The sequence below is a fragment of the Sporosarcina sp. P19 genome (genome assembly GCF_002743165.1).
Taxonomy (GTDB): Bacteria; Bacillota; Bacilli; order Bacillales_A; family Planococcaceae; genus Sporosarcina; species Sporosarcina ureae.
Genome location: NZ_PDYR01000003.1, coordinates 108,415 through 124,952 on the forward strand (window position 1 = coordinate 108,415; position 16,538 = coordinate 124,952).

Sequence of the window (16,538 nt, forward strand, 5' to 3'; positions counted from 1 at the left end):
CAACCGCTCATTACTTTACGTTAAGCGCTCTATAACAGCTCGTATCCGCTCATTACCCCCAGCGTCTCTATCAGTCATGACCCATCACTCAAACGTACACAACGAACGATGCCAGTCTATTACGTGAATGAAGTCTCAAACTCTCCCAATTAAAAAAAGGTCAATGGATATAAATCCATTGACCTTCACATTCTTACTTCTGTATAAACTGCTGCGTCCAATAATGTCCATTCGCATCATACCCGATACCGATATGCGTAAACCCAGGTGTCAGGATATTTTGTCGGTGTCCAGCTGAATTCATCCAAGCTGTCACGACATCCTGTGCACTACGTTGACCCTTCGCAATGTTCTCGGCTGCCGAACGGTATGTAACGCCATTCTGCTTCATTTGATCAAACGGTGAACCGTATGTCGGGCTTGTATGAGAGAAATAGTTGTTCGCTGCCATATCCGCTGACTTCTGCTTTGCGGACTTCTGTAAAGCTGCATCGATCTGTAACGGCTTGAGGCCTGCTTTCGCACGTTCCGCATTCGTCAAATCGAGTACGGCTTGCTCTGTAGCAGACACATTCGCTGTCTGTTGCTGTGCCGGCTTGTCTGTTTGCGGCTTTTCCACTGGTTTGGTTGGTTGAGTAGGTTGTTGTGCAGGCGGTGTCGGTTTCGCTACCGGCTTACTAGGTTGCTGTGGCTTCTGATAGTTGCCCCAGTAACATGAATAGTCCTGCTTGTTCGATACACTCCACGTATACGTGTGAGTTTGCACCTGATTTGTCGTGCTTGCCTCTGCTGCATGTGTAGGCAATAAAATAGCTGAGCTTAATAAGATGAGTGATAACGGTTTTTTCATCTTGGTCCCTCCTTTTCTACGAGACTTAGCATAACGTCAAAGAAAAGGAGAGATATTGGTCATTCTAACCAATTTGTCCAACAAACTCTACAAAGCTATGAAATGAGAGTTTAAGAACGATATAATTAGCAACTTTGTCCAGTGGAGAAGACCTTTACCAACAAAAAGCTATTGACAACTAGTTTTTTGGTGAATACTCGATGTCGGTCAGTTGCTCCCCGATGATCACAAGTTTAGACGGAATTTGCATATATTCCGGTATCCAGTTGACCATGCCATATGCATATTGGAATAAATGCGAGTACCGAGAACCATCTAGTTGAATATAGCCTTTCATCCGGTAGACGCTGTCCGGTAATGTGCGCACCCAGTCTTCAAAATGTTCTTGGTTGATCGGCGCGTCGAACGACAACACTTTTGAAGCGAGTGGCAAACCACTACCTGTTGCGACCGGCTGTTTTGGTGCCGCCACATTGACCATCTTCTCGACATAGCTGAAATCGACTTTCGCGTTCACTGTCTGGACGAGCGGTGCATAACTATTAAATTGGGTCACTTGCATCGTCACGAAGGCCAACTGATTATCTGTCAGCAAATCCGTTTTATTGAGCACCATAAAGTGTGCGTGACGGACTTGTTCAAGGAATAATGCTTGTATACGTGGTGAGAGCTTGTCACGGTCGATCCAGCGCTTGGCATCCACTACGGTGACAATTCCCTTGACGTCCAGTTTCTCTGCGAATAACGGCGAGTATACGGCGTCTAACGCTTCTACTGGGTGAGCTGCACCAGTCGTTTCAATGAACAGCACGTCAATCTCCGGGTAATCTGCTAGTAAGCCTTGTAATTGTGCTTCCGTAGATTCCGCACCCGAACAGCATATACAACCGTTTAGTAACTCTTTTAACGGAACTTCTCCTGCATCCTCGACGATTTGACTGTCGATGTTCAGTTCTCCGAATTCATTCATCAATACAGCTGGCTGTCTACCGGACTCCTTTACTTGGTCGACTAGATTTACGAGTAACGACGTCTTGCCGCTTCCGAGAAAGCCGCTGAGTAAATATACATCAATCATGTGTGTATCATCCTTTTCCATAGAGAACACGCGCCCAACGATTGCTGGACGCGTGTTTCTTTGATTATGAGTTAATTTCTTTTAACACGACTTCTTTAGCTTTCAGCAATTGCGGGTCATCTTCTTTCATCTTGTCCCGTAATTTCTGCATTAAGCCGACTGTTGTATCGCCAGTCAAGATGCCTGTTTGCTCTTGTGATAGATCTTTTTGTAACGTTTTAACGGCTTCTGCTGTATCCGCGTCGTAAAGACCATCTACTTCGCCTGGATCATACCCTACCGCTTCTAACATCTCTTCTGCAGCTTGTACAGACGGAGAGACGACACCTTCGTCCATCACTTCAGATGAATCAAGGAACGGCAGTGACGCGTATGGAGGGTATGGTACTTTCACATCAGGTTCGATCCCTTTTTTATGGATCCAGTTGCCGTCTGGAGTTAACCATTTCGCTGTCGTCAATTTCAAGTTGGAGCCGTCTGGTAATTGAGTTGGTGTTTGAACCGTTCCTTTACCGAACGTCTTGACGCCGACAATCGGAATACCCGCAGACTCTTTTAACGCACCCGCTAAGATCTCAGACGCAGACGCACTGCCTTCATCTACGATCAACGCGACGGGAACCGTTACTTTCTGTCCGTCAGACGAAGGATACGCTTCCGGTGTCTTGCCTTTTTCTTCTGTTTGGAACAGAATCTTGCCGTCTGGGACGAACAAATCGGAAATATCGATTGCCCCGCTTAAGATGCCACCTGGGTTTTGACGCACGTCAATGAGTACGCCTTCCATGCCTTTATCGGTCATTTCATTGAGCGCTTCGAGTAATTCCTCGTACGTATGTTCAGAGAACGATGTGATATTGATATGTGCGATATTATCATCGAGCATTTCTGCGTAAACCGTATTGATCGGAATGACGTCTCGAACGATCTTTACGTCAAACGGATCAGATTTTTCGCCGCGTCGTACAGATAATGTCACCGTTGACCCTTTTTCTCCACGGATGAGCAATACCGCTTCCGATGAAGACAAACCTTGTATGCTCTCACCGTCTACCGATAGTACGGTATCGTTCGGTAGTAAACCCGCTTTTTCAGCAGGTGAGTTTTTGATCGGTGACACGATACTAATATAGCCGTTTGACTCTTGAATTTCTGCACCGATTCCTTCAAAACTTGAAGATATACTTTCATTTAATTGCTTGGCTTCTTTTTCATTTAAATAATCTGAGTACGGATCGCCTAATGAATCGACCATTCCATTGATCGCACCGTCGATGACGACTTGATCGTCCACTTCGTCAAAATAACTTTCTTTAAGTTGATCGTATGCTTCATACAGTTTCTTGAACTCTTTTCGTTCCGTACCTACTTGATTCGGTTTGACGACTTCTACTACTTTATCGTCTCCGACTGTCAGTGCAACGAAGGTAACGGTGGCTGTCGCCAGCACAAGGAAAAAAATGAGCATGATCAGAGAAAACGGTTTAATCCGAATAAAGCGAGTAGGTTTTGGCCCTTCCGGTTGTGGTTTCCCGTTCTCATGCGAATCGTTTTCGTTCATTGTCTTCCCTACTTTCCATATCCCTGCAAAAGACCGCTACCAAGAGCGGTCTATTACAAGTTTCTATCTATTCAATTAGTCAGCAATTGCTGCATCTAACGCGACTTCGATCATTTCGTTGAATGTCGTTTGACGCTCTTCAGGAGTAGTGATTTCTCCAGTGAGGATGTGGTCACTTACTGTTAGGACAGCGAGTGCTTGACGGCCATAGCGAGCTGCTAGTGTATAAAGTGCTGCCGCTTCCATTTCCACCGCCAATACGCCGTGACGCGCTAGTTTCTCGTGCTGTGCGTCTTCATTATAGAAGAAGTCTTCTGTATAGACGTTACCTACTTGTAAATGCAAGCCTTTTTCTTTCCCTGCATGATACGCTTTCGTCAATAAATCAAAGTTCGCAATCGGCGCAAAGCGAATCGGTCCGAATGTTACGTCGTTTAATGAAGAGTTGGTTGTCGCACCTTGTGCTAAGATGACGTCACGTACTTTTACGTCTTTTTGAATCGCGCCACATGTTCCAACGCGGATCAATTTCTGAACGCCAAACTCCTGCATTAACTCGGTTACGTAGATAGAAATAGACGGAACGCCCATTCCAGTACCTTGTACGGAAATACGCTTGCCTTTGTATGTTCCCGTATAGCCAAACATGTTACGTACCTCGTTATACTGTACAACGTCCTCTAAAAATGTTTCTGCGATATACTTCGCACGTAATGGATCTCCTGGAAGAAGAACCGTTTCTGCGATATCACCTGGTTTTGCATCAATATGTATACTCATCTTTTTTCAGCCTCATTTCACTAATTTGTTATTATCATACAGTGAATAATGGCGAGATGCAATGAAACCCTCGCCATTTACCTACTGCAAAGCTCTTGATAGATTGCGTATAATTCGTCAAACGTAGTAGAACGTAAATGATCGTCCGCCATGTCCTCGACGTAACGCGACAATGAATCGAAATCCTCTTCATCCTTCGGGAAACCGGCATCAAGAAACATCCTATCTGCAAACAACGCCTTTTCATCATCTTTTCCACCGCCACGATAACGTAGCGCGAAATGGTAAAAGGATCGATCCATCGTCGTCACCTTCCTTCACTCAAATAACCCTTTGTATTCTTCATAACCTTCTTTTTCTAGGTCACTCACCGGAACGAAGCGCAATGCCGCGGAGTTGATGCAGTAACGCAATCCGCCTTGGTCTGTTGGTCCGTCGGGGAAGACATGTCCTAAGTGAGAATCCGCTGTCTTACTGCGTACTTCCGTGCGGCGCATGCCGTGAGTGGTATCGAAGTGCTCGGTTACTTCCACTGCTTCAATTGGCTTCGTGAAGCTTGGCCATCCGCAACCCGCGTCGTATTTATCATTCGAGCTAAATAACGGTTTGCCCGACACAATGTCTACATAGATTCCTTCTTCGAAATGCGCATCATATTCATTACGAAATGGTGGTTCTGTTCCGCTTTCTTGCGTCACATGATACTGCATCTCGGTTAATTCAGTACGTAAGTCTTTTTTCATGAATGATTCCCCCAATTTTTTTCGATAAATCCTGCGCGTCCTGATCCAACAGTGTAACGTGCGTAGTGGTCTGGGTTCTTTTCATAATACTGCTGGTGATATTCTTCCGCTGGATAGAATTCTTTTGCCGGGAAAATATCTGTTACAATCGGCGCGTCAAACTTGCCGCTATCTTGTAAAGCTTGCTTCGATCGCTCTGCTGCTTGTTGTTGCTCGTCCGAGTGAGTGTAGATCGCGGATTTATACGATTCGCCACGGTCATGGAACTGGCCGCCTGCATCAGTAGGATCAATTACTTGCCAGAAAATACTCAATAATTCTTCGTAACTGATGACGCTATCGTCGAATTCGATCTCGACGGCTTCCCGATGACCCGTTGTATTGGTACAAACTTCTTTATACGTTGGATTGACGGTATGTCCGCCAGTATAGCCACTCGTGACAGAATGTACACCATCGTATTGGTCGAACGGCTTGACCATACACCAGAAGCATCCGCCTGCGAAAGTTGCGAGTTGTGTTGTCATAGGTAGTGCCCCCTTAGTTATTCGGTATCAATACTTCCAATATAATCTCATCTTTTGCTAAATTCACTTCTTTTGCCTTTACTTGAACGTCCCCCGAGATTGGCAAGTCCTTTAGATCGATGAAAATTTCCTCTTCCTTCGGTCGGACGACCATCCACTTTGGAAGCTCTACTGAACTCTTCAGTAATTTCAGTACCGTAGAAGGTGGAATATTCAACTGCCCTAATTCCATGGACGATTGTTTGAGAATTAAGTTTCCGTCTTTTCGTACGACTGGGTCAAAATGCATCGCGAGCGGCAATGTATGCGAGAACACCGTGAGTTCGGATGTCAACAATACATCATCACGCATTTCCAGTTCTACTGGTAACGTGCCTTTCACGGCCTTTCGGATATACGTATTCGCCATTCCTTGAAAATTCTCTTTGGTTGTATTCAATGCCAACGTGTAGCCTTCCTCTTTTACCGCTGTATCTTCCGGCAGAGGTGGAGAAGCAGTGGCGCCACTGATGAGAATTATCAATCCTACAAGCGCCGCTGCCACTATTCCCGCCAGGCTGAAAAACGCTACTTTCCAAATATTCATATTGTACTTCACTCCACTTCCAGGTCAACCGCTGAACAGCCTTTTATTTCTCTTACGAAACGCTTTTCCATCAAATCATACCCTTTACTGTTCGGATGGAAGAAGTCTGTGTGATAAACCAAGTTTTCATTCGAATTAAATAAATCTTTCACAGGAACAAAGCAAGCCATGCCGTCTTGTTCCACTTGTTCTTCTATCGAGCGGTTCCAGTCCGCGATAATGTCTTCGAACTCTTGTACCTCGTCCGTCACGACGGAGAACGGATTATAGAGACCCGCTACGATGATCGGAGCATCCGGGTTATACAGACGTATAATCTCGAACAACTCTTCGATTCTCGTTTCGAATTTACCGAGAGCTTTGTAGAAATCAGACATTTTCATTTGCATGAAATTCCCTTTGACGACTTTCATGATATCATTGCCACCGATCGTAAAGACGATATAATCTGCCTGAATGACCGCTTCTTGTACTTCTTCATCTTGTAATTGTTTTAAAAACTGGTCGCTGCGCCGTCCGCGTTTCGCTAAGTTCACGGCGTCCACTTCCATAACGCCTTTCCATTGTTCCATGTCCGACGTCAAACGGCCAAAATATCCGCCTTCTTTACGTTCGTCACCGACACCTTGTGTCAATGAATCACCTAGCCCTAAGACGTTTACACGTTTCGGGATAAATGTTTCCGGCACAACGAACGGATCGAACGCGACGGTTTCACGTTCCGCAAGCGTCGTCTCTTTTTTGCTGAATGGGGCTTGGCACCCTGCTAAGAACAATGAAAAGACGAGACCTAGCACTAGCATTCTTCTCATAATGTCATATCCTTTGTAGTTAATATCACTCGGTGTAATACATGAATCCGATCGCGCCTTCTCCAGTGTGGGTACTAACGATCGGTGTCGTAAATGTCAGCATCACTTGAATGCCCATCTCTTCAATCTTGCATTTAAGCGGCTCCGCCATCGCGAGGCCATTTGCATGCGCGATCCCGACACTACGAATTACTTTCCCTGCTGTTTCCTTCTTAAACTCATCAAACAAATACGAGACTACTTGTTTATGGCTACGTACCTTCGCGACCGGTGTATACACTCCGTCCTTCAGTGACGCAATAGGCTTGATATTCATCAGAGAACCTAACATCGCTTTCCCTTTGCCGATACGTCCACCTTTCACCATGTTATCAAGAACATCCAGTACGACGAATAAGGAAGAACTTTTACGTACATGATCAAGTGTCTCCACAATCTCTGCTACCGTTTTGCCTTCTTCGACCAGACGGCATGCTTCAAGCACTTGGAAAGACAGTGCGTGTGAAATATACATCGAGTCGATGACCGTAACGTCAGCGCTTGACGCATGAGCTGCTGTTTCCGCAGATTTCACTGTACCGCTCATGCCGCCTGTCATATGAATCGAAATAATTTGCGACCCATCCGCACCCAGTTCATCATAGAGGTTCTGGAATACGCCGACTGCTGGCTGTGAACTTTTCGGTAATTCTTTGGCACCGCGCATCAAGTCGAGAAATTCTGCTGGTTGGATTTCTACGCCGTCAACATAGGATTTTTCATTGATGGTTAGCGTTAACGGTACGACATGGATATTGTATTGAGCAATCTGTTCATCCGTTAAATCTGCAGTCGAATCCGTGACGATATGAATTTTTTTCATGATTTCTATCTCCTTCGCGTGTGGCTTTTGCGATTTTTTTCGCTGTATTTGGTATAGTGTGTTGCAGGAGGTGCTATCAGAATGGAAGAATCATTCGATTATAAGAATCTGCAGGAAGAACGTTGGAATGCGATCACGCATGCCATCGGATTCTTACTCAGCATACCTGCACTGGTGTTGCTGATCTTAAAAGGTGTGAAACAAGGCACCGGAATCGCCATAACGAGCTTTACGATCTTTGGCGTGTCCATGTTGTTACTATTCCTCGCAAGTACATTACTACATAGTATGCCGGTAAAATTGAAATCTTTTTTCGCAATTCTCGACCATTCCGCCATTTATGTACTAATTGCCGGAACGTATACGCCATTTTTATTGGTTACCTTACAAGGGGCACTCGGCTGGACGTTATTCGGCATCATTTGGGGATTGACCTTGTTCGGCATCTTGTTCAAGATCTTTTATATTCATCGATTTGCCAAACTATCGCTCGCCCTCTATCTCATTATGGGCTGGCTCATCGTGTTGGCGATTAAACCATTATATAATGCACTGCCTACTCAAGGCGTATGGTTGCTCGTGATCGGTGGGTTGTTCTATACAGCGGGCGCGTACTTCTTCATGTCACGCCGTGTACCGTATAATCACGCGATCTGGCACTTGTTCGTCATGGCAGGCAGCGCATCGATGTACTTTAGCGTTCTTCTCTATGTATAGAGAGGAACGTTATTTTTTATCCCAAATTTGGTACGTATACGCGGTGCCGTCTTTCGCATAATGCGGCTCGGACTTGCTTGTTAACGCATAGTCTTCTTCGTATTCTGGGAAGAACGTATCACCTGGATAATTTTTCTCAATGACGGTCACATACAATCTGTCTGCATCATCTGCCATCGACATCTTGAAAATCTCCGCGCCACCAATGACCATCACTTCGTCCGCATAGTCTTTAGCGAGTTTCACAGCGCTGTCCATATCATGAACGACCGTTACGCCGTCCGCTTCGTAGTCTTGATTGCGCGTGAGGACAATATTCAATCTACCTTTTAACGGGCGACCAATCGATTCAAACGTTTTACGCCCCATGATCATCGCCTTGCCCATCGTCTTCTCTTTAAAATATTGTAATTCTTCCGGAATATACCATGGCATCTCATCGTCCTTGCCGATCACTCGGCCTAGGTCATGTGCTACTAATAATGAAATCATTGTATGTCCTCCTTAAACTGCGATCGGTGCTTTAATTCTCGGATGCGGATCGTAACCTTCAATCGAAATATCCTCTGCCGTCAAATCAAAGATCGACCGACCATTGTAATTGACTTTCAGTGTAGGTAATTCTTTCGGCTCTCTCGCTAATTGCTCATGTACTTGATCGATATGGTTCTGATACAAGTGTGCGTCCCCTAATGTATGGACGAATTCGCCTACTTCTAAACCACATTCATGCGCAATTAAATGAATAAGTAATGCGTACGACGCGATATTGAACGGTACGCCTAGGAAGACGTCCGCGCTGCGTTGGTAGAGCTGGCATGATAACTTGCCGTCCGCTACATAAAACTGAAACAGTAAGTGACATGGTGGCAGCGCCATTTCATCGACTTCAGCCGGGTTCCACGCTGTGACGATGTGGCGGCGAGAGTCAGGATTATGTTTGATGCTGTCGATCACTTGTGCGAGCTGATCGATGACACCGTTCGCGCTATCCCACGCTCTCCATTGCTTGCCGTAGACAGGACCTAGATCTCCGTGCTGCTTCGCAAATTCTTCATCTGCTAGGATTTTCTCTTTAAATGAAGCGAGTTCCGCTTTATAAATCGTCGCGAATTCTTCATCTTTTAATACACGGCGGCCAAAATCTGTCATATCCGGTCCTGTATACACCGCACTGTTTACATACCGCTCAAATGCCCATTCATCCCAAATACCATTCCGTTCTTGAATCAACGTACGGATATTGGTATCTCCTTTAATAAACCATAGTAATTCCGAGACAATCAAACGAAACGCCGTCTTTTTTGTCGTTAGCAAAGGAAATCCTTGCGCTAAATCAAAACGCATCTGATAGCCGAAGACACTGTATGTCCCCGTACCCGTACGATCTCCCTTTTTTGTTCCTGTTTCCAGAATATGTTGACATAGATCTAAATATTGCTTCATGCTTCAAGCTCCCTTTACGTGAATATATCCCACTAAGTATATACTAATCATCGCCTAAAAAAAAATATTCACACCTGTTATAAATCAAACAAAAAAACACACCACGAAACGGCTGATTACGAAAGCCATTTCGGTGGTGTGTTTTTAGACCAGTAAATATCGCCAACTGAGTGATGCGCGACAAATCCATCATCCGCTGTATGGTAATGGAAGTTATAGAAGTAACCGTCAACAGGTCGTTTTTCCGTACGAACATGAAACTTGATCAGATCTTGATTCGCTGTTTTGTCATAGACGTGAAAAATCTTTTCCGCATAATCGCCTGAAGGCTGCTCAGTGATTGCGAGACGGCGATCTGCTGCATTATGTACGGTCGTTTGAATTACCGCTTCGATTCGTGGGAAAATCTCGTTATCGAATTCATTCTGGATTACGGGGCCGATACGCTGCCCAAACTTTTCATATGTTAATAGACGTGCGTGTGCGACCAATTGCTGTTCTTCGGTATAGCTGTCAAGCGTCAGTAAGTCATTTCGATTGTCTTGCAGTTCAAGGGAATACTCCATGCCTTCTGCGTGGGTTCCGGATTCATTCGGTTCATGCTTGTCTTGAAAGTTTGTCCAAATTTCATGATTGGGTGTAATGATGCCCAGTGTCAACACGGCGACAGATGCGATCATCAGCCGCTGTAACCATTGCTTCATTTCCATCACTCCTTCAACATTCCGTCATACATCTACATAACTCATACGAAAAGCGTCACAAAAGGTTTCATCTTTTACTATTTCATTGTACAATAAAGTCAAACTTCAATCATCAATTTTCACAAAATGTTCTCTGATTGCAAGTTAAGCGGATTTCAATCAACGCGCTACATATAAAGGAGGTCGCAACAATGGATGTTAACTTACTATTAGGTATTGGTATGCTGGTATTGACTTTGTACTTGAGCTCCCTTAATTTCACGCACTAATTCAATAGCGAAGAACGCCGTATAGCCTCGACAGGCTGGCGTTATGGTAAAACAAGAAAAAGACTGTATGGCTTAATAAAAAGCTATACAGTCTTTTTTCTATGTTAGTCGTTAAGTAAAGAAACGAGATCGCGCTACAGCCCATCTCATTTCTCAAGCACGCCATAATGCACTTTCGTATACGGGCGAATTTGCTGAATAAAGCCGAAGCGTTCGAACATCGGTGACTGGAAGTGGTCTTTCAGGACGACACGGCGTCGGCATACACGCAAAGCTTCTGCTACCCATTCTTCCGTGACAGTATCGGTCACACCAATTTCCCGCAAAACTTCAAAATTGGAAGACTCTTCGATCGGTGTCGTGAACATCGGATCGAGGAATACAACGTCACGTGAGTTCGTTTCGCAAGTTTTCAAGAAATCTACGGCTTCCGCATGAATGACTTGAACTCGTCTCATCGCTTCTTGCAGTAGTGGAAAGTCGATTGGGAAGTTATGCAATCCGACTTTGGTTAGAAAGGCGACGATTTGATCCACTTCGATCCCTTCCACTGTTCCTTTTTCTCCTACGGCGCTCGCCGCAATGATCGCATCGGAGCCGAGGCCAAGTGTGCAGTCGAGGAAAGAGTCTCCCAGTTTAAGATCGGCTGCCGCCACAAGTGGATCTATTTCACCTTTTAGGATACGTTTCAAGCGATAGGTAGCAGAGTTCGGATGAAAGAAGAACGACTCGTTACTACCTTTTTTGTAAAACGAATAGCGGTCCTTCCCCGCCACTAAAACATCTGCTTGATAGACGTCTTGTAGTGTAGGGATAGACCGCTTTTTTCGCTCGACGACAGGTGCCTGTAACGCGTCCGCTGCTTGATGCATCAGTGCAGTGGAATGTTCATCAGGGCGTCCTGCTGTCGTAATGATCACGTTCACTGAGCGACAACTTTAGTTAAGACGTCAACTAGGTGATCTTTAATTTGATCTTTCTGGAAGTTCTCGATTTGTTCACGTGGAATAAAGTATACAACTTTCCCTTCATTCCAGATTGCAATGGATGGTGAACTCGGTGGAATTTCTGGGAAGTACGAACGGAACGTTTCCGTCGCTTCTTTATCTTGACCTGCAAACACCGTAAATAGGTGATCCGGTTTCACTTCTTCTATTGCCTCGCGTACTGCTGGACGTGCTAAACCTGCTGCACAGCCACAGACAGAGTTGATCACAATAATAGCGGAACCTTCCAAGTCTTTTAGCGTATCGTCGACTTCTTCAGCCGTTGTTAGTTCTATAAATCCTACAGTTGTTAGTTCTTCGCGCATCGGTGTAACGATTCCACGCATGTACTCATCATAAGCGTTCATTTGAATATCTCCGCCTTTCATGGGGTTAAGTGTTTTATGTCGTACTGATTTCAATAGTAAAGGATAGAAGGAATTATTTCACGTGATTGAGTTAAATAGTTTTGAATATCAAAGTTCACGGAGGTGATAGTAAGCCGATTTTTAGATTCATTTTCGTTTCTTTCATACGTTTTATTTTTAATAATATTGCCCCGACTATTGTTTCGTCGTCCATATTCATCTTCAACAGTCTGCGTGCAGTTTGGTCAATTCTTCTTTTCTCTGCCGCTTCTTCTTACAGCTAGCAATGCAAAGTATATAAAATTGAGTGAAATGAACTCTACTCTATCTACACAAAAAAAGCACCTGTGTATTACTTTCACACAGATGCGTTAACAATTCATTTATTTTCAAAAATCTTCTCAGATAATTCTTCTCCTAACAACAATAACTTTCTCTCTTCATACGAGACGGGATGCCTTCTAACGTAGAATACATATAGGCCAATAATCATTAAGAGGATGACTGCCAGTATACTAAGTTCTGTCAAGGTTAGCCCGCCCAACGGATTTAGTGGCGTATAGAGTACCATTAGCCCAACCAACGACACTAAGCTAATTATTCCAACGATTTTACCGTAGCGAACTCTGAAAGGACGTTCTAATAAGGGGTGGTTTTTTCTAATTTTTAAAAATGCAATGACGACTAGCAACCAAGATAACGACATCATAAAGCCTGAAATATTAACAATACTTGTGAAGATCGTTTGGCTTGTTCCAAGAAATGCCGCTATACTACTAATGATAAACAATAAGAATATTGAGTAGGTAGGCGTTTGATTTTTTACACTCAAGTGTGCAAATCGTTCCGGAAGGTATTTCGCCCTTCCAAGTGCGAATATGACACGACTCCCCCCGATATAAGCTGCATTCCAAGAAGTTAACATCCCGATCAATGCTGCCAACGCGACAAGAGTTTTAGGAATTTGATTTCCATTAAACATAGTTACAAGTGATTCTATGACAACAAGCTGACTTTCCTCACGAACACCCGCAGTAGAAGAGAACGATGCACCAGCGATGATAAAAATATAGAACAATGTGCTTGCCCACACTGTAGCAATGACGACTCTTCCGATCGTTTTCGAATCAATTGTCGTTTCTTCCACCGCTTGCGCTACAATATTGAAGCCGGCCATAAATCCAGGTACCATCAGCATGACGAGTATAAGTCCAGAAGTAGATGTGAATAGTGGTTTGGCGTTGTCGAAATTACCAAGTGATACACCAGCAAACACATAAAATACTGCTGCAAGCAGCAAAACTCCGACTGTAATTGTTTGGAAAACCCTGGAAAACTCTATTCCTTTATAATTCAGTAAAGCGAAAAGTAAATTAATAAAAATAGAAATTAAAATATAAGAAACATATACAGTCTCACCGCCTAATTCATACAGCGGGCCATATTTTATCAAAGGAAAACCGAGAGATACTAGGATTAAAGGAAACATCAGCGTCTCTACAATCAAAAGGGTCAATAATGCATAGCCTACTGTTGCACCTGATAAAAATCCCCACTTATCTCCTAACCCAATAAATGAAAAAGATACATCTCCGCCCGCCCTTGGCATGGTTGAAGATAATTCAGCATACGTCAAACCAACGAAACTGCAGATAATTCCACCTATAATAAATGCAATAATTCCACCGAGACTTCCTCCAAATGTAGACCATGGCCCCGCGTAGATTACCCACGACCAACCAATGACTGCACCTACTCCAATTGAAAGTAGATCTACTGTGGTCAACGATCTTTTTAATTGAGTCTCACCCATAATTTCCACCTCGACTTTTTAAGTAAGTTTAAAATCGAATAGATTATTTGCGTTTTTCCAGAAGAACTTTTCTTTTACTTCATCTCTAAGTCCCCAACTATCAATCTCGGCAATAAATTCGGCAATCGGCATTCCCAGTGTCAGCCAATCAGACCCGAATACTATTTGATCTTGAAGAAGTGTATTCGCATATTGAAGGAACATCTCCCACCCCGTATTTTCCATGCCGATATACTTTGGCCGAAAAGCCGATGTATCTACAAATAACCGATTATACTTCAAACAAAGTGCGACTAGATCCGTTGTCCATGGCCATCCGCCATGTCCCGCAATTATTTTCAAGTTGTCAAAATCCATCAATGGTTCTTCTAAGTATTTCGGATGATCGACAAATACTGAGGTTTCTTTAAAATAGTTAATGGAGGCATGGATCCAAACTGGAATATTATGCTCGTCACAGAAAGAGTAAAGGGGATAATATTTTTTGTCATTCGCGTGTAATCCATGATCATATGGCGCAATTGCAACGGCTTCAAATCCTTGTTCTAAAACTGCTTTTTTGACGACTTTTAAGCTCTCCGTCCCTATGTGTGGATTATAACCAGCAAAACCTATGAATTGTCCTTTGTATTCCTTTAATAAACATGCCGTTTCTTCATGCGACACGGGGTTACTGTATTTTGAGCGTCCATAGTCCAAGTTATGAATTGCATGCTTCACAACATTTGATTTCTGAAGCATCCCAATGAAATTTTCCATAGAATAACTTTTTTCCAGTTGGGTAAATAGTTCATTTATGACATCTTCAAGAGGTTCTTCTTTTATTTTCTCCACAAGTTTTTGTTTTGGCCAACCAAGGAGCTGTGCCCACCTAGGCGCAAACAATTGAAGATATTCTGTATTCTTTTTATCGATCGTTACCACTTTCTCAAATTGGAAAATTGGAACTGTGTTGGATACATCTATAATCATGTCATCACTCCTTGTATCTTTTTTCAAATACCGGTGTCTTGTGTAGGGCGCGCTCGATAGTTCCAGCTTGTACCCACTCAAACTTTGGCGTAAAACGTAATTTGTCATGTAAGGTCTTTTTAATATTCAAATCGAGCTCTTGCAATTGTTGTGGTGAAATCCCTTCTTTATGTTCAATTTTGATGACAAGTGGCGGGACTACTCGTGGTGGTGGATTTTCTAGGACTATTCTCATTTCTCCAGTAACATTCGGCATGAATTCGGTAATCACTTCTTTTATTGCGGCAGGATAGATATTAGTACCTTTGACAATTATCATGTCATCCGAACGTCCAATCATCTTCACTCTCCGCCCGGTAAATCCGCATCCTGGACAAGGTATAGTATATACCTGCACTAAATCTCCAGAACGATAGCGGACACGTGGCAGTGCTTGCAAATTGAATTCAGTAATCACTATTTCACCGATTACACCATTCGTAATTTCCAATGGTTTTTGATTATGTGGATCAATCAGCTCGTTCGGGAAGGTTCCTAATTCAGGGGCCGTGCAATGAACACCATAATATTCATCCGAATCGCAAGAAAATCCTATTTCCCCTAGATAATCATAAACGCGGCATCCAAATTCCTCCTCTATTCTATTTTTCACTTCCGGAATGCCAATTCCCACTTCGCCTACAGTAAATATTGCCTGAAGACCTAAATCTGAAATTGGTCTATCAAATGTTTCTCGATACTTTTCTATTAAATACTCGGCTAACGATGGTGTAGTCATAAGAGCTGCAGGTTTCGTCAATCTGGCATAATTGATGATAGCATCCGATCCGCTTCTGATATCAACATCAATCGGCAGGCAACCGTGAGCTTTTATTCCCTGGATAATGGAACTCGTTGCGTAAATCCCGAGGGCGTGTGCAAAAAGGACTCGTTCCCCCTTCATGATTCCGCCATACGACAGCATATGGGAGATGAATTGACTCATAAATGTTAAATCATTCTTCGTGAATGTATAGGTAAATGTCGGTTGCCCACTAGTACCGCTAGTCGTTCCCGTAAACGCGATATCATCCGGGGAGCTGCATAGATGCATGCCAAATGGATGACCTCGCTTCTCTAGCGACTCTTTTTGACTGATACGTTCACGTTCCTTATCTAGAAAAAGCGGCAGTTTGAAATAATCATCAAATGAGTGGATTTCTGCAATGTTGATTTCATGTTTCTTGATCTGATCGGAATAATACATAGAATTCCGATTTATATATTTCAATTGATCTTTCAATAAAAAGAATTGATATTCTTCTATTTCTTCATCAGTCATTCTCCTGATGTCAGGGTTGTGATACGTTACTTGTCTACTAATTAGATTCGTCATTGATAAACAACCTCCTCATTAATTGCAAGCGTTTACATTTCTGATTATATACTCTATTATGAATGTAAGTATAATATCTAAAATTGATG

The 16,538-nt window shown here is 43.4% G+C and carries 19 protein-coding genes; 1 reads left to right on the plus strand and 18 read right to left on the minus strand.

Features of this window, described 5'->3' with window-relative positions:
* Nucleotides 1-193: 193 nt before the first annotated feature.
* The 10 genes from CSV74_RS05350 to CSV74_RS05395 all read right to left on the minus strand — a co-directional run bounded on the left by CSV74_RS05350 (nucleotide 194) and on the right by CSV74_RS05395 (nucleotide 7,799).
* Nucleotides 194-850, minus strand: coding sequence for a CAP domain-containing protein (locus CSV74_RS05350; RefSeq protein ID WP_099690857.1), 657 nt, complete (start codon nucleotides 848-850; stop codon nucleotides 194-196).
* 178 nt (nucleotides 851-1,028) lie between these two features.
* Nucleotides 1,029-1,928 carry a CobW family GTP-binding protein gene (locus tag CSV74_RS05355; protein ID WP_099690858.1) on the minus strand — a complete coding sequence of 300 codons (900 nt, stop codon included), beginning with the start codon at nucleotides 1,926-1,928 and terminating at the stop codon, nucleotides 1,029-1,031.
* Between the two features lie 64 nt (nucleotides 1,929-1,992).
* Nucleotides 1,993-3,489, minus strand: a complete 1,497-nt coding sequence (locus tag CSV74_RS05360; protein ID WP_099690859.1) for a lmo1851 family serine protease — start codon at nucleotides 3,487-3,489, stop codon at nucleotides 1,993-1,995.
* Nucleotides 3,490-3,564: 75 nt separating this feature from the next.
* A complete protein-coding gene (gene deoD / locus CSV74_RS05365) occupies nucleotides 3,565-4,269 on the minus strand; it encodes a purine-nucleoside phosphorylase (protein WP_099690860.1) in 705 nt (234 codons plus the stop codon).
* Nucleotides 4,270-4,346: 77 nt separating this feature from the next.
* Nucleotides 4,347-4,571: a YozE family protein gene (locus tag CSV74_RS05370; RefSeq protein ID WP_029053840.1), complete on the minus strand. Its 225-nt coding sequence runs from the start codon at nucleotides 4,569-4,571 to the stop codon at nucleotides 4,347-4,349.
* A gap of 15 nt (nucleotides 4,572-4,586) precedes the next feature.
* Nucleotides 4,587-5,012, minus strand: coding sequence for a peptide-methionine (R)-S-oxide reductase MsrB (gene msrB, locus CSV74_RS05375; protein WP_099690861.1), 426 nt, complete (start codon nucleotides 5,010-5,012; stop codon nucleotides 4,587-4,589).
* A complete protein-coding gene (gene msrA / locus CSV74_RS05380; RefSeq protein WP_099690862.1) occupies nucleotides 5,009-5,539 on the minus strand; it encodes a peptide-methionine (S)-S-oxide reductase MsrA in 531 nt (176 codons plus the stop codon). The genes msrB and msrA overlap by 4 nt, the downstream gene beginning before the upstream one ends.
* Nucleotides 5,540-5,552: 13 nt before the next feature.
* Nucleotides 5,553-6,125: a YpmS family protein gene (locus CSV74_RS05385; protein WP_099690863.1), complete on the minus strand. Its 573-nt coding sequence runs from the start codon at nucleotides 6,123-6,125 to the stop codon at nucleotides 5,553-5,555.
* Between the two features lie 8 nt (nucleotides 6,126-6,133).
* Nucleotides 6,134-6,937 (minus strand): SGNH/GDSL hydrolase family protein, encoded by an 804-nt coding sequence (locus tag CSV74_RS05390; protein ID WP_037561780.1) that lies wholly within the window; start codon nucleotides 6,935-6,937, stop codon nucleotides 6,134-6,136.
* Nucleotides 6,938-6,962: 25 nt separating this feature from the next.
* On the minus strand, nucleotides 6,963-7,799 hold the full coding sequence (locus CSV74_RS05395) for a DegV family protein (RefSeq protein WP_099690864.1): 837 nt from the start codon (nucleotides 7,797-7,799) through the stop codon (nucleotides 6,963-6,965).
* An 81-nt stretch (nucleotides 7,800-7,880) separates the two neighbouring features.
* Here CSV74_RS05395 and trhA point away from each other — a divergent pair, with 81 nt between their 5' ends.
* Nucleotides 7,881-8,516 carry a PAQR family membrane homeostasis protein TrhA gene (gene trhA, locus CSV74_RS05400; protein ID WP_029053846.1) on the plus strand — a complete coding sequence of 212 codons (636 nt, stop codon included), beginning with the start codon at nucleotides 7,881-7,883 and terminating at the stop codon, nucleotides 8,514-8,516.
* A gap of 9 nt (nucleotides 8,517-8,525) precedes the next feature.
* Here trhA and CSV74_RS05405 read toward each other — a convergent pair whose 3' ends face one another.
* The 8 genes from CSV74_RS05405 to CSV74_RS05440 form a co-directional block, all read right to left on the minus strand.
* A complete protein-coding gene (locus CSV74_RS05405) occupies nucleotides 8,526-9,008 on the minus strand; it encodes a dihydrofolate reductase (RefSeq protein ID WP_099690865.1) in 483 nt (160 codons plus the stop codon).
* A 12-nt stretch (nucleotides 9,009-9,020) separates the two neighbouring features.
* Nucleotides 9,021-9,962 (minus strand): thymidylate synthase, encoded by a 942-nt coding sequence (locus tag CSV74_RS05410; RefSeq protein ID WP_099690866.1) that lies wholly within the window; start codon nucleotides 9,960-9,962, stop codon nucleotides 9,021-9,023.
* Between the two features lie 116 nt (nucleotides 9,963-10,078).
* A complete protein-coding gene (locus tag CSV74_RS05415) occupies nucleotides 10,079-10,666 on the minus strand; it encodes a YpjP family protein (protein ID WP_099690867.1) in 588 nt (195 codons plus the stop codon).
* A gap of 415 nt (nucleotides 10,667-11,081) precedes the next feature.
* On the minus strand, nucleotides 11,082-11,861 hold the full coding sequence (locus CSV74_RS05420; RefSeq protein ID WP_233190787.1) for a class I SAM-dependent methyltransferase: 780 nt from the start codon (nucleotides 11,859-11,861) through the stop codon (nucleotides 11,082-11,084).
* On the minus strand, nucleotides 11,858-12,289 hold the full coding sequence (locus CSV74_RS05425; protein ID WP_099690868.1) for a BrxA/BrxB family bacilliredoxin: 432 nt from the start codon (nucleotides 12,287-12,289) through the stop codon (nucleotides 11,858-11,860). Before CSV74_RS05425 ends, CSV74_RS05420 begins: the two co-directional genes overlap by 4 nt.
* 379 nt (nucleotides 12,290-12,668) lie before the next feature.
* Nucleotides 12,669-14,102: an APC family permease gene (locus tag CSV74_RS05430; protein ID WP_099690869.1), complete on the minus strand. Its 1,434-nt coding sequence runs from the start codon at nucleotides 14,100-14,102 to the stop codon at nucleotides 12,669-12,671.
* A gap of 18 nt (nucleotides 14,103-14,120) precedes the next feature.
* Nucleotides 14,121-15,074, minus strand: coding sequence for an amidohydrolase family protein (locus tag CSV74_RS05435; protein WP_099690870.1), 954 nt, complete (start codon nucleotides 15,072-15,074; stop codon nucleotides 14,121-14,123).
* Between the two features lie 4 nt (nucleotides 15,075-15,078).
* Complete coding sequence (locus CSV74_RS05440; RefSeq protein ID WP_099690871.1) at nucleotides 15,079-16,449, minus strand: phenylacetate--CoA ligase family protein; 1,371 nt, start codon at nucleotides 16,447-16,449, stop codon at nucleotides 15,079-15,081.
* Between the last annotated feature and the right edge of the window lie 89 nt (nucleotides 16,450-16,538).

Excerpts from the sequence above, each read along its gene's own strand:
- CSV74_RS05350 (WP_099690857.1), bottom strand. The coding sequence starts at position 850 with ATGAAAAAACCGTTATCACTCATCTTATTAAGCTCAGCTATTTTATTG.
- CSV74_RS05355 (WP_099690858.1), bottom strand. The coding sequence starts at position 1,928 with ATGATTGATGTATATTTACTCAGCGGCTTTCTCGGAAGCGGCAAGACG.
- CSV74_RS05360 (WP_099690859.1), bottom strand. The coding sequence starts at position 3,489 with ATGAACGAAAACGATTCGCATGAGAACGGGAAACCACAACCGGAAGGG.
- deoD (WP_099690860.1), bottom strand. The coding sequence starts at position 4,269 with ATGAGTATACATATTGATGCAAAACCAGGTGATATCGCAGAAACGGTT.
- CSV74_RS05370 (WP_029053840.1), bottom strand. The coding sequence starts at position 4,571 with ATGGATCGATCCTTTTACCATTTCGCGCTACGTTATCGTGGCGGTGGA.
- msrB (WP_099690861.1), bottom strand. The coding sequence starts at position 5,012 with ATGAAAAAAGACTTACGTACTGAATTAACCGAGATGCAGTATCATGTG.
- msrA (WP_099690862.1), bottom strand. The coding sequence starts at position 5,539 with ATGACAACACAACTCGCAACTTTCGCAGGCGGATGCTTCTGGTGTATG.
- CSV74_RS05385 (WP_099690863.1), bottom strand. The coding sequence starts at position 6,125 with ATGAATATTTGGAAAGTAGCGTTTTTCAGCCTGGCGGGAATAGTGGCA.
- CSV74_RS05390 (WP_037561780.1), bottom strand. The coding sequence starts at position 6,937 with ATGAGAAGAATGCTAGTGCTAGGTCTCGTCTTTTCATTGTTCTTAGCA.
- CSV74_RS05395 (WP_099690864.1), bottom strand. The coding sequence starts at position 7,799 with ATGAAAAAAATTCATATCGTCACGGATTCGACTGCAGATTTAACGGAT.
- trhA (WP_029053846.1), top strand. The coding sequence starts at position 7,881 with ATGGAAGAATCATTCGATTATAAGAATCTGCAGGAAGAACGTTGGAAT.
- CSV74_RS05405 (WP_099690865.1), bottom strand. The coding sequence starts at position 9,008 with ATGATTTCATTATTAGTAGCACATGACCTAGGCCGAGTGATCGGCAAG.
- CSV74_RS05410 (WP_099690866.1), bottom strand. The coding sequence starts at position 9,962 with ATGAAGCAATATTTAGATCTATGTCAACATATTCTGGAAACAGGAACA.
- CSV74_RS05415 (WP_099690867.1), bottom strand. The coding sequence starts at position 10,666 with ATGAAGCAATGGTTACAGCGGCTGATGATCGCATCTGTCGCCGTGTTG.
- CSV74_RS05425 (WP_099690868.1), bottom strand. The coding sequence starts at position 12,289 with ATGAACGCTTATGATGAGTACATGCGTGGAATCGTTACACCGATGCGC.
- CSV74_RS05430 (WP_099690869.1), bottom strand. The coding sequence starts at position 14,102 with ATGGGTGAGACTCAATTAAAAAGATCGTTGACCACAGTAGATCTACTT.
- CSV74_RS05435 (WP_099690870.1), bottom strand. The coding sequence starts at position 15,074 with ATGATTATAGATGTATCCAACACAGTTCCAATTTTCCAATTTGAGAAA.
- CSV74_RS05440 (WP_099690871.1), bottom strand. The coding sequence starts at position 16,449 with ATGACGAATCTAATTAGTAGACAAGTAACGTATCACAACCCTGACATC.